14 protein-coding genes and 1 pseudogene are annotated in these 13,901 nt (G+C 66.4%); 5 read left to right on the top strand and 10 right to left on the bottom strand.

The window, feature by feature from the left end; translation table 11 throughout:
* Positions 1-93: 93 nt before the first annotated feature.
* Positions 94-606, top strand: coding sequence for a GNAT family N-acetyltransferase (locus AB0M14_RS13030; protein WP_364993242.1), 513 nt, complete (start codon positions 94-96; stop codon positions 604-606).
* Between the two features lie 49 nt (positions 607-655).
* Here AB0M14_RS13030 and AB0M14_RS13025 read toward each other — a convergent pair whose 3' ends face one another.
* From AB0M14_RS13025 to AB0M14_RS12985, 9 genes and pseudogenes are all read right to left on the bottom strand, one after another.
* On the bottom strand, positions 656-859 hold the full coding sequence (locus AB0M14_RS13025) for a 4-oxalocrotonate tautomerase family protein (RefSeq protein ID WP_364993240.1): 204 nt from the start codon (positions 857-859) through the stop codon (positions 656-658).
* Positions 859-1,596: an SDR family oxidoreductase gene (locus AB0M14_RS13020; protein WP_364993237.1), complete on the bottom strand. Its 738-nt coding sequence runs from the start codon at positions 1,594-1,596 to the stop codon at positions 859-861. Before AB0M14_RS13020 ends, AB0M14_RS13025 begins: the two co-directional genes overlap by 1 nt.
* A gap of 79 nt (positions 1,597-1,675) precedes the next feature.
* Positions 1,676-2,266, bottom strand: a complete 591-nt coding sequence (locus AB0M14_RS13015; protein WP_364993234.1) for a TetR family transcriptional regulator C-terminal domain-containing protein — start codon at positions 2,264-2,266, stop codon at positions 1,676-1,678.
* A 44-nt stretch (positions 2,267-2,310) separates the two neighbouring features.
* Entirely contained in the window at positions 2,311-2,733 is a 423-nt protein-coding gene (locus AB0M14_RS13010) for a gamma-glutamylcyclotransferase family protein (RefSeq protein ID WP_364993231.1), read from the bottom strand.
* A gap of 56 nt (positions 2,734-2,789) precedes the next feature.
* Positions 2,790-3,563 carry an MBL fold metallo-hydrolase gene (locus AB0M14_RS13005; RefSeq protein WP_364993227.1) on the bottom strand — a complete coding sequence of 258 codons (774 nt, stop codon included), beginning with the start codon at positions 3,561-3,563 and terminating at the stop codon, positions 2,790-2,792.
* 88 nt (positions 3,564-3,651) lie between these two features.
* On the bottom strand, positions 3,652-5,043 hold the full coding sequence (locus tag AB0M14_RS13000) for an FAD-binding oxidoreductase (RefSeq protein ID WP_364993224.1): 1,392 nt from the start codon (positions 5,041-5,043) through the stop codon (positions 3,652-3,654).
* Positions 5,044-5,225: 182 nt separating this feature from the next.
* Positions 5,226-9,041, bottom strand: coding sequence for a hypothetical protein (locus AB0M14_RS12995; protein ID WP_364995723.1), 3,816 nt, complete (start codon positions 9,039-9,041; stop codon positions 5,226-5,228).
* A gap of 75 nt (positions 9,042-9,116) precedes the next feature.
* A pseudogene (locus tag AB0M14_RS12990) lies at positions 9,117-9,452 on the bottom strand (toll/interleukin-1 receptor domain-containing protein); the annotation flags it as partial.
* A gap of 24 nt (positions 9,453-9,476) precedes the next feature.
* Positions 9,477-9,935: a DUF4231 domain-containing protein gene (locus tag AB0M14_RS12985; RefSeq protein ID WP_364993220.1), complete on the bottom strand. Its 459-nt coding sequence runs from the start codon at positions 9,933-9,935 to the stop codon at positions 9,477-9,479.
* A 216-nt stretch (positions 9,936-10,151) separates the two neighbouring features.
* Here AB0M14_RS12985 and AB0M14_RS12980 point away from each other — a divergent pair, with 216 nt between their 5' ends.
* Both AB0M14_RS12980 and AB0M14_RS12975 read left to right on the top strand, forming a co-directional pair.
* Positions 10,152-10,922 carry an N-acetylmuramoyl-L-alanine amidase gene (locus AB0M14_RS12980; protein WP_364993216.1) on the top strand — a complete coding sequence of 257 codons (771 nt, stop codon included), beginning with the start codon at positions 10,152-10,154 and terminating at the stop codon, positions 10,920-10,922.
* On the top strand, positions 10,919-11,647 hold the full coding sequence (locus AB0M14_RS12975) for a PE-PPE domain-containing protein (RefSeq protein WP_364993214.1): 729 nt from the start codon (positions 10,919-10,921) through the stop codon (positions 11,645-11,647). The genes AB0M14_RS12980 and AB0M14_RS12975 overlap by 4 nt, the downstream gene beginning before the upstream one ends.
* A gap of 3 nt (positions 11,648-11,650) precedes the next feature.
* Here AB0M14_RS12975 and AB0M14_RS12970 read toward each other — a convergent pair whose 3' ends face one another.
* A complete protein-coding gene (locus AB0M14_RS12970) occupies positions 11,651-12,559 on the bottom strand; it encodes a hydrogen peroxide-inducible genes activator (protein WP_364993210.1) in 909 nt (302 codons plus the stop codon).
* Positions 12,560-12,682: 123 nt separating this feature from the next.
* Between AB0M14_RS12970 and AB0M14_RS12965 the strand changes: the two genes are divergently transcribed.
* Positions 12,683-13,270 carry a peroxiredoxin gene (locus tag AB0M14_RS12965; RefSeq protein ID WP_364993204.1) on the top strand — a complete coding sequence of 196 codons (588 nt, stop codon included), beginning with the start codon at positions 12,683-12,685 and terminating at the stop codon, positions 13,268-13,270.
* 53 nt (positions 13,271-13,323) lie between these two features.
* Positions 13,324-13,863: a carboxymuconolactone decarboxylase family protein gene (locus AB0M14_RS12960; RefSeq protein WP_364993202.1), complete on the top strand. Its 540-nt coding sequence runs from the start codon at positions 13,324-13,326 to the stop codon at positions 13,861-13,863.
* Positions 13,864-13,901: the final 38 nt, after the last annotated feature.

Raw genomic sequence — 13,901 nt, 5'->3', positions numbered from 1 at the left:
GGGAAGAATCCAGCACTCTCCGTCGTCGGCAACCCGGCACAGGCTGTCGTCTGGGCCTGGCCTGATCGGCCCCGGGGCCGATATCGTCCGGGCATGCCCGAACTGATGGCTCCCAGCACCCGGCTCCATGCGGCATGGTTGGAGGCGCATCGGGAGTGGGGGCCGGGGGTTCATGAGGATGGCTTCGGACTGTTGCCGACCGACGAGGTTGTTTCCGAGCTCGGATTCGCAAGGTGGGTAGCGAGGCTGACCGCCGAGAATGGCGTGGAGGGCTGCACCTACCGCTGGATTGTCGAAGGCGACCGTGTTGTCGGGGGAATTGCGTTGCGGCACAGTTTTACCGAGTTCGTGCGGAACGCTGGACACATCGGTTACGGCATTCGCCCCTCGGCGCGCCGACGGGGCCTGGCCACCTGGGCGCTGCGGCGAATACTGGACGAGGCACGAGCCAGGGGCATGGGTCGCGTGCTGATCGTGTGCGCGGCCGACAATGTCGCGTCGGCGAAAACCATTGAGCGCCGGGGCGGGACGCTCGAAGGGATCCGCGATACCGAACTCGGTCCGGCGCGCCGCTATTGGGTACTCCTCACGGAGCAGGGCGGGTAGACGACAGGCGAGTCGTGCACTGCCAGAATGCACGACTCGCCTACCTACCTCAGGACTTGCGCCGCCGCCACTCCTCCACGTCCACGCCGCCGACGCCCCAATCACTCAGGGCGACTTCATCGATCAGCACGAAGGTGGTGTCGGGATCCTTGCCCAGCACATCTTGGAGGAGATCGGTGACACCTTTGATCAGCTGAGCTTTCTGCTCGCGGGTGACACCCTCGTCGGTGACTTTGATGTTGACGTACGGCATTACGCTGCCCTTCCGGAGATGTACCCGCCGTCGACGGGGAGGATGTGGCCGGTGATGAACTCGGCGTCGGCGAGATAGAGGACGGCCGAGGTGGTTTCGGAGACTTCGCCGATGCGGTTGAGCAGTGCGAGGCGGCCGGAGCCGGTTTCGTCGCCGTCGCCGAAGAGGGGCGTGCGGATGATGCCGGGCGCTACCGCGTTGACGCGGATACCGTGCACGGCGAGTTCGGCGGCGAGGCTGGTGGTCAACGCGTGCACGCCACCCTTGCTGACCAGGGCCGCCGAGGCGGGCAGGGAGGCGAGGGCGTGGTTGATCAGGACGGTGCCGATGTTCACGACGCTGCCGCCGTCGCCCTGACTCAGGAGCTGGCGGACGACCGCCTGAGTGGTGCGGTAGGTGCCTTTCAGGTTGCCGTCGAGATAGCTGTCGAGCTCGGCTTCGGTGACGTCGACGAACGCTTTGGCGCCGAAGATACCGGCGTTGTTGACCAAGACGTCGACGCGGCCGAACCGTTCGACGGCGGTTTGCACCAGTTCGGATCCGGTTGCGGTGGAACCGATGTCGCCGACCACCTGGGCGACGCGCTCCGGCGCGCCGAGTTCGGCGGCGACGGCGGCGAGCTTGCCGGCGTCACGCCCGTTGAGCACCACGTTGTCACCGCGGGCGGCGAACGCCCTGGCGATGTCGCGGCCGATCCCGCTCGAGGATCCGGTCACGATGACCGTTTTCGCTGACATGTTCTTCTCCTTCATCAGTAGATACGACCGGTCGTCTTGGAATGGGCAAATCGAAAGCCGGCCCGCATGAGCCGGACACTCAGGGCCGGAAGTAGTCGTCCAGCAGTCGCCGCAGGCACTTGTGCAGCGGTTCGAGGGTGCGATCGATCTTCATCCGGATCACCGCCCCCTCCCAGGATTCGATCAGCAGGTCGGCCAGCTCGACGGCGTCGATGTCGGCGCGCACGGTACCGAGCTCCTGGGCTTCGCGCAGCGCCTCCGCCACCCCGTCCCGCCAGATCCGGAACGCGACCGACAGCGACTCGCGCAGCACCTCGCTCCCCTCCAGCTCCGCGCCGAGGTTGGCGATCAAACATCCACCCGTGTACTCGGATTCGATGAACTCGTCCATCTGCCGGCCGAAGAAGGCCTTCAATCCGGTGATCGGGTCCGGAGCGGGACCGAGCGTCGCGGCGAGGTTCCGCTGGATGCACAGCGAGTGGTGGTCGATGACGGCTTGGCCGAAGGTTTCCTTGCTGTCGAAGTAGTTGTAGAACGACCCCTTCGGGACACCGACCGCGTCCAGCACCTGCTTGATGCCGGTGCCGTGGTATCCGTTGGCGAGGAACCCGGCAGCGCCCTCTTCTACGAGGAGCTGCCGCGTGTCGTCGCTGCGTCGGGGTCGCGCCATGCCATGAATATACGACCGGTCGTCTCAAAACTCAAACGCGCAGTTCAGAGCCGCCACTGTTCGCAGCGCGGCAGGAACGCGGCCAGATGCGTGGCGGCGAAATCGGCGGAGCACCACAGCTCGGGCAGCGCCGCCGCGGTCCAGACGTAGGTCCATGCCGGTCCGGTAGCGAGATCGACTGGGCGCAGGTCGTATTCGTCGTCCTCGAAGTGGTCGAGCACCGCCCACTCCGCCGGCGAGAGCCCGGACAGGACCATCCCCGCGGCCACACCGGCGGGGTCCGCGACCAGCCCCGGATAGACGCGATCCGGCAGCACCGCCACGCGCCATCCGGGCAGTTCCGCCGGCGCCCGCCGCGGGCACCGCCCGAGCAGCACGGTCAGCACCTCCGGGAACAGCAGCGTCCCGTAGACGAACAGCACCGCGCCGTCGCCCTCGATCCGCGCGAGCCGCGCACCCGTCGACATCTGCTCCACGGTGCCCGCTGCCTCGACGCGTGCGCAACCTCTGCGGTCGACGGACTTCAGGCGGACAAACGCCGGAAAGCGCCGGGGTCGTGCGAGGAGAAGATGGTGATCTCGCCGCCGTGCGCCCGGTTGAGCTCGACCAACCGGCGCCGATTCGCGTGATACGCGCGGGGAACGATCGAGCCGGTCTCGTACAACCGCCAGATCAGCGGAGCATGCGGGCGCACCGGATCGATCTCGCTGCCCAGGTAGAACGCGTCCCCCGCGTGCAGCAGCCACCCGGCGCCGGTGTCCACGGCGACGCCCACATGTCCGCGGGTGTGGCCGGGCAGCGGGATGACCCGGATCTCCGAAGGCAGCCCGGGCAGGTCACGGACCGCACGGAATCCGAACCAGTCTGTGCCGCCGTCGCTTTCGTTGACCAGCCACTTCGGTTCGTGCGACCACTGCTGCTTGCGGTACCGCAGCCGCTCCGCCACCGTTTTCGGCTTGGTGACCGCGCGCAACTCCGGCCCGTGCACGTGCACCGTCGCGTCGGGAAAGTCGGCGAGCCCGCCCGCATGATCCAGATCCAGGTGGGTGACGATGATGTCGCGCACGTCGGCCGGTTCGTAGCCGAGCGCTTCGATCTGCCGGATCGCGGTCTCCCGCTCGATCAGCTTCGCGCCCAGCGCGAACCGGGCGGGTCCGATCATGCGACCGGGATCGTGCACACAGCCCAGACCGTATCCGGTATCGACGAGCACCAGTCCGGTGTCCGTTTCGATCAGCAGGCAGTGATCGACCACGCCCATCGACATGGTGCCGCAGTTGAGATGATGTATCCGCACAGGCCTGAGCGTCCCAGACGGTGCCCGGCAGCGCAACGGCCCGCCGCAACCGGATGGTCCGGTCGCGGCGGGCCGACCCGCCCCCGGGTCAACTCGCCGGAACGATATTCGCGTTGTAGTGGAAGACGTTGTACGGATCGTAGGTGGCTTTCACCGCCGCGAGCCGGTCGAGCTTCGCACCGTAGATCGCGCGCAGCTCCGAGCCGTCGATTTCGACCTGCCCGTTGACGTAGCTACCGGCCAGCCCGCTGTGCGGCTCCAGCCCGAACCAGAAGTCACGCACCCAATCCCGTTCAGCAGCAAGACCTTCGGCCACCGGACTGAGTCCGACGAGGAACAGCTGATAGTGCGGTGCGCGCGGGCCGCCGAACGCCGTGGCGTCATCGTCGACCGCGCTGAACGCGCCGTCGAGCCGGTAGCACAGCGCCAGCGACAGCGGCGACTGCTTGCGCGGGACGTGCTCGAGGAACTGCTCGATCACGGCGTCACTGAGTTCGGCGATGCGCGTGCCCTTTTCGTAGGCGTACACGCCGTGCTCGTTGGGCTCGTCGATCATCTGCTGCAGCGCCACATACGGCATCGGCGTCACCATCTCGAACACCGGCGTCAGCCGCTTCCGGAACAGGTCCAGCACTTCCTGATGCTGTTCGACCCCGCCGAATCCGGTGACCATCAGCGCGCACCCCGGTTGCAGCCGAACAGCTTCCGGCACGAACGGGGCCGGCGGCGCGTTGAGCGCACCGAAGATCACGTTCACGTCCGTGGGCAGTTCGGGCACGAGTTCCCGTACCACGCGCAGCATCTCGCCGAGCTGGTCGAGCCCGAAGAACAGCATCGCGTACTCCACGATCGGGCCCGCCTCGTGCAGCGTGAACTCGAATTCGGTCACCACCCCGAAGTTTCCGCCGCCGCCCCGCAACGCCCACAACAGTTCGGTGTGCGTCTGCGAGTCCGCCCGCACGATCCGCCCGTCGGCGAGCACCACCTGGGCCGCGACCAGATGATCGATGCTCAACCCGGCCCGCCGGGTCAGCCACCCCATCCCGCCCCCGAGCGTGAGCCCGCCCACCCCGGTATGGCTGACGACCCCCGACGGAATCGCCAGCCCATACTCCTGCGTCGCCCGATCCAGATCCGCCAGCAACGCCCCGCCCCCGACCCACGCCTTCCGCTCCCCCGGATCCACCCGAACCCCACCGAGCCCGCGCAGATCGATCAACAAGGCCCCGTCGGCTACCGACGTCCCCGCCGGATGGTGCCCGCCCCCGCGCACCGTGACCTCCACGCCCACCTCCCGCGCGAAGATCACCGCCGCACTGACATCCTCAGCACTCGCACACCGCACGACAGCCAGCGGCCGCCGATCGATCGCCCCATTCCACACCCGCCGTGCCTCGTCGTATCCGGCATCCCCGGGTACCACCAGCGCACCATCGAGCCGCGCACGCAAAGAATCGAGATCAATCGAAGTCCGAGTCATCAGACATCCTTCCCCGAGGGGTTTCGATACAGCTAGGTCCGAGCCACCTATCCAGTATCGGCGCCCCCAACCGAATCACCGCTACCCGAATTCGCCCGAGTAATCACCGGCCAGTGCGAGTAGTCGAATACTGTTGAGGTCCCGTCGAGCTACGCTGCCGACCACTCAAATCGCACGATTGCTCAACTTCCGTCCGGAGAAATCGGGAGGTCGGGGCACGCTTGCCGGTATTCGATATCCGGCGGAATCCATTCACGCCAGTTCCGCCTGCTGATGTTCCCCGCGAGCTTTCCGCACAACTCAGCTGCCACCGATTCATATATCGGCCACGTCTGAACGATCCCGTCGCCGGTTACCGTCCAGAACGCGGAGCTGTCCGGGCTGAAAGCAACGACCTTCGAGGCCTCGAACGGATCACCCGGCGAACTACCCACGGACAACCCGGTGCGCGCGTCCCACAGTCGCACCGTTGCGTCCGAGCCGACTGTGGCGAGCCACCTGCCGTCCAGGCTGAAAGCGGCCTTATGCACGGACCCGACATGATCGGTCATCGGGCCCAGTGCGATCCGGCCGGTGCCGACCTGCCAAATCCCCACTCGTCCATAGCCTCCCAGTGCAACCAATTCTCCGTCGGAACTGATCGCCAAGGCGCTCGGACCCTCGTCGGAATCGATCGGCTCGCCCTTACGGCGACCGGTCTCGGCATCCCAGATCCGTACCATGCCGCCGCCATCGACTGTCGCGATCCACCTGCCATCCGTGCTGAAATCCGCGAAGACGTAACCGTTGGCGTGGTCAGTCAGTGGGTCGCCGAGTGGCTGACCGGTGTCGACCGCGACCACTTGGATCGAACTGTCCGCTCCCACCGCCGTGAGGAGTCTGTCGTTCGCCCCGTATGAAATGGCCAGCAACTGCCCCCCGGGAACGCGCACTGGCGCCGCGACAGGGATTCCAGTATCGGCGCTCCACACAGAGACAGCGCCGTCGGTAGATACGCTGGCAACTTTGCTGCCCTCCGAACTGACTGCCAGCATTCGCGAAGCGCGACCCCCGAAACCGTCGTTTCGAATACCCACAGGTGGACCTGCGAGCCTGCCGGTGCGCGGGTCCCAAATCCGCACTGTTCCCACCGTCGCACCCATGGCCAGCCGAGTGCCGTTTCTGCTGAAGGCAAGCGACCAAATATTTCGTTCGAGAGTATCCGTACCCTCGATATGGAACATTTCGAACGGCGGCTTCCACACCCGGACCGTTCCGTCCTCGCCACCGGACACAATGCGGTCGCCATCCGGGCTGAACGCCACTGCTCCGACCGGCCCGAGATTTCCGGTCAGTGGTTCAGAAGCCTTCCGCACACTCATCCGGTCGCCGTCCCGCACGAATTGCCACACTCGAACTGTCTTGTCTTCGCCGCCGGAAACGACCCGACTTCCGTCCGGACTGAAGGCAACGGCATCGACAGATCCCTTGTGCACGAACGTTGCCCACTGCTCGGCTTGATGATTGGCGATGTCCCAGCCCTGGACCGACCCATCCGACCCGCCGAAGACGAGCCGGCTTCCGTCCGAATTGAACGCGACGCTTGTGACTTGGGCCGAATCCGCAAGCTCCGTTTCGACGATCTGTTCTTGGGTGCCGACGTCCCACACCCGGAGGCCAGGGCCGGCGAGCGCGATGCGCCGGCCATCGGGGCTGAAGGCCATCGCACTGACCAAGCCGGAAAACTGTGATGCCACACCCAGAAGGCGGCCCGAACCGACCTCCACCACATGTATCCCGTTAGCCAAGTCGCTGTACGCGAGCAGTGTTCCGTCCGAGTTGAGCGCGGCAGCCATGACCCCACCCGAGTCCGCATATGGTCCGCCCAGCGTTTGACCTGTTCGGGAATCCAGCACACGTAACCCCGAAGCCAGCGCGGCGACCCGGGCCCCGTCGCCGCTGAATGCCATCGCCGCGCCCTGTGCGGCGGTCCACTGTTCACCGGCGGCTAGACCGGAACCAGCGTCGAGAACACTGACCGCGCCATGGCCGAGACCCGCCACAACGCGGTCGCCGTCGGGACTGAACCCCACGGCGTGGACTCGCGCCAGGTCCGTCATCCATTCCAGATGCCGATTCGAATACAGCACATCGACCCCAGCAGCCCGCACTCGATCGTGCGAGGACAATTCGAGCGCGGCGAGGATCAGTTGCGAAGCCAGCACAGATCCCCCGCTCCGGGTCTGGCTCAACATGGCTTTGCTGTGCGCGATGAGTTGCAGCGCGGTTGCTTCGCGGGAGCGTGCTTCCACCTCTTCGCGAGCTTGCCGGGCCTGTACGAACCCGATCACCGCGACCAGGGAGATCACCAGCGAGATCACTGCTAGCGCCAGTAATCCGCGAGACCTGTTGCGAATTGCCTCCGCGTACTGCTGTGCTTCGCGTTCTGCCCGCGACGAGGCGGCCGCGAGCGCCTCCGCGGCGTCTTGCCGCTCCTTGGCGACCCGCAATTCCTCCTGCTGCCGTTGCTTTTCCGCTTCGGCGCGTTCGTTCTCTCGCGACCGAGACGCGGCGACATAGGCACGAACCGGCAGCAGTCGCTCGCTGAAACCTGGAGCGGCTGTCAGTGTTTCGGCTTCGACAAGCCGGGTGCCCTGAAGCAGCCAGGCGTGGTCTCGCTCGTTGCGTTCCCAGGCGAGGGCCGACTGTTCGAGCGTGTCGGCGTCTTTGAGCGCATCGGCCTCCGCACGCAGCCATGCGGCGAGTTCGTCCCATTGGCGCAGCAGGCTTTCCACGGCGACTTCGACGACGGTTTCGCCGTTGCGGTGGTCCTTCACCATCAGGCGCGCATCGACGAATCGGTCGATCAGAGCGTGGCTTTCGGCGGGCAGGTCATCCCAGCGGGCGATGCGGCGGAGGGCTTGATCGTTCTCCGGGTTTATCGTTGCCAGCCAGGGAATGAACGCGGTTCGAAGGGTTTTCAGCTGCGCACGGCGCTGGGCCGGATCACCGGCCAGCAGCGCATCGATTTCCGTGCGCACCACGCGGTTCATCGCGCCCATGGCGATGTACTCATCCAGGCTCAGCACGCCGTCGTCGCCATAATCCTGGTGCAGGCGGGAAAGAGTGAGCGCCAGCAGGGGGAGGGTGTCGGCGCCGTCGGTGCAGTCGGCGACGAGCTTGTCGAGGAGAGCCGGTTCGATGTCGAGCCGATGGCCCGCGGCGGTGGCCCGGACGGCGGGGCCGCTGATCACCTCGCGGAATCGGGTGCGGGGTAAGGGTTTCAGGTGGTCGAAGACCAAGGTTTCGACCTCGCCGAGCTGTGGCGCGGTCTGGAACAGTTCGTAGCGATCGGTGCGGATGGTCAGCACGACGATCAGGAGGATCCGGTCGGGGCCGGTCAGAAGCTGGGCGAGCAGATCGAGTAGCTGGTCACCCTCGGCACCGGCGTCGGCGCCGAACAGTTCCTCGGTTTGATCGAGGGGCAGAACCAGGTAGGGGTGCGCCTCGGCGGAGTCGAACAGCCGGGCGTGAGCGGCCTCGGCGATCTCCCCGAGCCATCCCCGGACGAGGTCGACGCGATGCGGCAGGGCGGATTTGATGTCCCCGAGGGAGATGCCGCCGAGTCCGAGCCGAGCGCGGGTGGCATGCATCGCGGCCGCCAGCCCGTGCGCTCCGGTCAGCGCCGCCCGTTCCGGGCGCACGATGTCGAGCACGGCGAACTGGCGGTCATCGCGGGACATGCGCGGCAACAGGCCCGCACGCAGGAAGGAGGACTTCCCGGTGCCGGAAGGACCGAGAATCGCGAACACTGAGGGCCGGCCCGTGGTGCGCATGCCGCGCAGTAGGTCCATTCCGCGCACGATTTGCGCGTCACGCCCGAAATAGATTGCCGCATCGACAGATTCGAAAGGCTGCCAGCCTCGGTACGGGGAGCGGCCAGGATCGTTCGGCGGGGGCCATGGAAAGTGCTGTGCGCCGATCCCCGCCGTGCGCAGGCCGTCCAGCAGCCGGTGCAAACCCTCGAGCCGGAAGACGACGGGATCGTAACCGGCGACCTCGATTTCGATGTGCGGACCGTCGCCGAACAGGTCGCAGCGCTGCCATTCCCGGGTGACGTCGGTTTCGGTGAGGCGTTCCAGGCGGGCGCTGAAGATGCGTTTGCCGAGGTTTTCGGCGGTGCGGTATTCGACGACGCATTCGCGGGAGGCCTGCCAGTTCGCGGAGAGCAGGCAGATGACTGCTTCGCAGCGTTCGCTGGCGCGCGCCAGGGCCTCTTTCCAGCGGGTGCCGGCGGGGATGCCGCTTTCGCGGGTCAGGTCGAGGAAGATGTCCTCGGCCAAGCCCGGGTCCTGCTCGATCAGCCACTGCCGCAGGGCGATTGCCGCCGCGTTGTCCTTGCTCGAATGACTGAGGAAAATTCGCGTCATCGGCCTGCCCCTCCCCTGCTGAAACTATTTCTGTGGCGCCTGCGAACTTCGCTCGGTGTCGGTGAGCCAGGCGCTGGTTTCCTGCGAGAGGATGCGTTCGACCCGCTCGGCCAGCACCAGGCGGCGGTCGTCGGCGGCGTACGGGCCGGTGCCGGCTAGGAACAAGTGCTTCTGCTGTTTGAGGGATTCGGTGGTGGCGCGGTATCGCATCCAGTTCGCATGCCATTGGAACAGCTGCTCCGCGCCTTCGGCGACGACCACCACGGCCGCGAGGCTCGCGGTCAGCAGAGCCGGTGCGGAGATGGCGGCGACGACCGGCACGGTCGCGCCGACCAGCAGCTGCACTACTTTCGTTGTCTTGTAGGACCTTTGGGCGCGCAGGGACTTGTTGCGGTACCACGTCAGCTGATCGTTCAGCCGCGCCCACACCGGATCGTCATTGCCGGGCGCCCCCACCGTTTGCGCCTTGTTCGCTTCCGCCACAGGACAACTCATAGCACGGGTGCACGGTTATAGCCGAGTCGAAGGCCCAGGCCGGGCGGATGCGTGAACTGAGATGTGCGCGTGAATATTTCGTGCTACAACTTGCACCGATGCGGTACGCCGCAGAGAACACGAAGTCTTCCGGGGGGATGTGTACGCAAATGCGTCGATGTAATTCAGCAGTTCCATTGCAGGGCTTGATACCCCGGCAGCCTCATGTCCTGGACCGGTGATCCGGTCTGGCTCGCGGACGTCTTGCGTGCCGAGGGCCTGCGCGTGCTCGAACACGACGGGTGGCGCGAGCGCGGGCACGGTGACTTCCGGGATATCCGCGGCGTGCTGTGTCACCACACCGCCGGTGGCGGGCCGAATGATTGGCAAGTCGTGCAGCACGGGCGTCCGGGCCTGCCCGGACCGCTGGCGCAGCTGGTCTTGGAGAAGGACGGCACCTACCGGGTGATCGCGGCGGGCGTGTGCTGGCATGCCGGGTCCGGAAGCTGGCCCGGCTGGCCCACCGATGACGCGAATTTTCACACCATCGGGATCGAAGCGGTGTCGTGCGGGCACGAACCGTTCGACTGGACGCCGCGGCAGATCGACGCCTATCAGCGCGGGACGGCGGCGATTCTGCGCCGAATCGGCCGGGACGCGGGCGATTGCGTGGCGCATCGTGAGTACAGCAGCGAGGGAAAGATCGACCCAGCGGGACTCGACATGGACGAGTTCCGCCGGGCGGTACAAGGTTTCATCGAAGGGGGCGCACCGATGAGTGCGGCGGAAGTCAGTCAGATCCAAGAATTCATCACCGCGTTCTGCGGGCCGATCGGCAGCGATATCAAGGACGTTCGCGAGCAGCTGTGCGGGACTGGGCAACGCGATGCCGGTCAGTTCGCGGGGTGGCCGCAACTGGACGGCCTGACGCTGGTCGAGGCCATCGCCGATATCCGCACCCGCTTGGAGAAGCTCGAGCAGGGTGGTGTCGCATGATCGACGTCCTGATCGTCGGCGGCACCTGGGCCCCGCACGGGCACCCGGTGACGGACGCGTTCGCGCAAGCGCTGGACCCCAGCCGGTTCAGCACCCGAATGGTGCCCTACCCAGCGGATTACGGACGGCAGACGGCTTTCGCGGACAGTCGCGCGGCCGGTACCGCCGCCCTGATCGAGGCGGTGCACGGCACCGGCAACCGCGTCGTCCTCGCGGGCTATTCGCAGGGCGCGATCATCGCCGGTGATCTCGCCGCAGAGATCGGACAAGGGCTGCGGCCCGAGATGGAGGTGCTGGCCTGCGCCTTGATCGCCGATCCACTGCGCCCGGCGGGCCGATTCCTCGATCCCGATCCGGGTGGCTACGGCATCGCCGGGGAACGCCATATCGAGAGCGTTCCCACGTATTGGTCGGCGGCGCCGGGTGATCCGATCACCGCGTTGCCGCCGGGAAATCCGCTGCGCTCCATCGCCGATCTGTCGCAGTATTTCACTCTCACCGGTCCGGAGGCGGTGCTGCGCTGGGGTCAGAGCCTGGTCGATGTGGCGATCCAACGGCAGATGCAGGACTGGTGGTCGCCGGAGAACTTCCAGAGTTGGGGCGGGGCAATCGCTTTCGCTCGCGGCTATCTGCTCGACGGCCGCCACACCGACGACTACGTCCGCTTCGGGCATGCCGCCCGGCTCGGCGAGGTCATCAACAACGCGGTGCTGGTCGACGCCTGAGCCCTACCCGGGGCGCTGCCCGCGAATGATGTCGGCGAGCTGCCGGTAATCCTCGGTGCGCGCGGTCGAGGTCCGGAACGCCAGTCCCAGGGTGCGCCCGGGGGCGGGGTCCGCGAACCGCGCCGTCTCGAGGGTTCCGCGTGCGGTCTCCGCCGCCACGGCCATCTCCGGGATCAGAGTCACACCCAATCCGCCTGCGACACACTGCACTACGGTCGTCAGCGAGGCGGCACGGGTGTCGCCGACGGAACCGGGGCGGGTATCGGTGGACCGACAGAACTCCAGGGTCTGATCCCGCAGGCAGTGCCCTTCGTCGAGCAGCAGCAGCGGCAAGGTCTCCAGCGCCGACGCGGCGATGTCACCGAGCCCGGCCAGCTCGTGACCGCGCGGCGTGACAAGCACGAATTCCTCGGTATACAAGGGTATTTCAGTGAGCCCCGGGGCGTCGGCGGGCAACGCCAGCAGCGCGACGTCGAGCACCCCGGTGCGCAAACCGTCCAGGAGCCGGGCGGTTTGGTCCTCGATGACCTGCGGCGCCAACGCCGGCACCCGCCGCCGCAACTCCGGCAGCAGCGCGGGCAGCACGTACGGCGCGACCGTCGGGATGATGCCCATCCGCAGGGTGCCGCCGAGCCCATCTCCGGTGGCGGAGGCGACAAATCGGTCAGCGGCCTCCAGGGTGGCCATCGCCTGCGGCAGCAGTCGGGTGCCCTCCGCTGTGACCAGCACCCGGCGGGTGCTGCGCTCGATCAGTTGCAGCCCCAGTCCGTTTTCCAGCGCGGCCAATGCCTGCGATAACGTGGGTTGGCTCACACCGAGCCGAGCTGCCGCGGTACCGAAATGGCGATACTCCGCGACGGCTACGAACGCACGCAGCTGTGACAGTGTGGGCTGATAAGTCTGATCAGTCACGCCTATCAGTGTAGTGCGACTGATCACCTTTACCTTTCGCAGGCTCGTAGGCAAGATCGCAACGGCACACGCTTCTGAAACATCTGTGTTCAACCCCCACCCCAAAAGGACGAGGAGACAAGCATGGCTTTGCTGACCATTGGCGACCAGTTCCCGGCATACAACCTCACCGCTGTCATCGGCGGTGACCTGTCGAAGGTCGACGCTCAGCAGCCTGACGACTACTTCACCCAGATCACCTCCGACGATCACGCCGGCAAGTGGCGCATCGTCTTCTTCTGGCCGAAGGACTTCACTTTCGTGTGCCCCACCGAGATCGCCGCCTTCGGGAAGCTGAACGAGGAGTTCGAGGACCGGGACGCACAGGTCCTGGGCGCTTCGGTGGACAACGAGTTCGTGCACTTCCAGTGGCGCGCGCAGCACGAGGAACTCAAGACCCTCCCCTTCCCGATGCTCTCGGACCTCAAGCGTGAGCTCGCCGCGGCCGCCGGCGTGCTGAACAACGACGGTGTCGCCGACCGCGCCACCTTCATCATCGACCCGAACAACGAGATCCAGTTCGTGTCCGTCACCGCCGGTTCGGTCGGCCGCAACGTCGACGAGGTGCTGCGCGTGCTCGACGCGCTGCAGTCCGACGAGCTGTGTGCCTGCAACTGGAAGAAGGGCGACCCGACGATCAATGCCGGCGAGCTCATGACCGCCGGCGTCTGACGCCTATCTCCACCTGATCCAGCACCGTTGAACCGCAAAGGAAAAGCATTCGAATGAGCATTGAGAACCTGAAGAACTCCCTCCCCGAGTACGCCAAGGACCTCAAGCTCAATTTGTCCTCGATCAGCCGCACCACCGTGCTGAACGAGCAGCAGCTGTGGGGCACCCTGCTCGCTGCGGCGGCCGCGACCCGGTCGGCGAGCACGCTGCGTGAGATCGCCGAGGAGGCCGCCGACACCCTCTCGGCGGAGGCCTACAACGCCGCGCTCGGCGCCGCCTCGATCATGGGCATGAACAATGTGTTCTACCGGGGCAAGGCGTTCCTGGAGGGCCGCTACGACGACCTGCGCGCGGGCCTGCGGATGAACATCATCGGCAACCCGGGCGTGGACAAGGACGATTTCGAGCTGTGGTCGTTCGCGGTGTCCTCGATCAACGGTTGCGCGCACTGCCTGGAGGCGCATGAGAAGACGCTGCGTGCGGCGGGTGTCTCGCGTGAGGTGATCTTCGAGTCGCTGCGGGTGGCCGCGATCGTCGCCGGCGTCGGCCAGGCGGTGGAGTCCACCGAGACGCTGGCCGTGGCCTCGGTGTAATCAGTCCGGTTTCCGGCCCCGTTCCGAAAGGGACGGGG

The organism is Nocardia sp. NPDC051832 (genome assembly GCF_040681285.1).
Classification (GTDB): Bacteria; Actinomycetota; Actinomycetes; order Mycobacteriales; family Mycobacteriaceae; genus Nocardia.
The sequence above is the reverse complement of the archived record's forward strand: the minus strand, read 5'-3'. Positions and strand labels throughout refer to the sequence as shown.

What these genes read in the sequence shown, in the direction of transcription:
- AB0M14_RS13030 (WP_364993242.1), top strand. Translation starts at nt 94, where the DNA reads ATGCCCGAACTGATGGCTCCCAGCACCCGGCTCCATGCGGCATGGTTG.
- AB0M14_RS13025 (WP_364993240.1), bottom strand. Translation starts at nt 859, where the DNA reads ATGCCGTACGTCAACATCAAAGTCACCGACGAGGGTGTCACCCGCGAG.
- AB0M14_RS13020 (WP_364993237.1), bottom strand. Translation starts at nt 1,596, where the DNA reads ATGTCAGCGAAAACGGTCATCGTGACCGGATCCTCGAGCGGGATCGGC.
- AB0M14_RS13015 (WP_364993234.1), bottom strand. Translation starts at nt 2,266, where the DNA reads ATGGCGCGACCCCGACGCAGCGACGACACGCGGCAGCTCCTCGTAGAA.
- AB0M14_RS13010 (WP_364993231.1), bottom strand. Translation starts at nt 2,733, where the DNA reads ATGTCGACGGGTGCGCGGCTCGCGCGGATCGAGGGCGACGGCGCGGTG.
- AB0M14_RS13000 (WP_364993224.1), bottom strand. Translation starts at nt 5,043, where the DNA reads ATGACTCGGACTTCGATTGATCTCGATTCTTTGCGTGCGCGGCTCGAT.
- AB0M14_RS12980 (WP_364993216.1), top strand. Translation starts at nt 10,152, where the DNA reads ATGTCCTGGACCGGTGATCCGGTCTGGCTCGCGGACGTCTTGCGTGCC.
- AB0M14_RS12975 (WP_364993214.1), top strand. Translation starts at nt 10,919, where the DNA reads ATGATCGACGTCCTGATCGTCGGCGGCACCTGGGCCCCGCACGGGCAC.
- AB0M14_RS12965 (WP_364993204.1), top strand. Translation starts at nt 12,683, where the DNA reads ATGGCTTTGCTGACCATTGGCGACCAGTTCCCGGCATACAACCTCACC.
- AB0M14_RS12960 (WP_364993202.1), top strand. Translation starts at nt 13,324, where the DNA reads ATGAGCATTGAGAACCTGAAGAACTCCCTCCCCGAGTACGCCAAGGAC.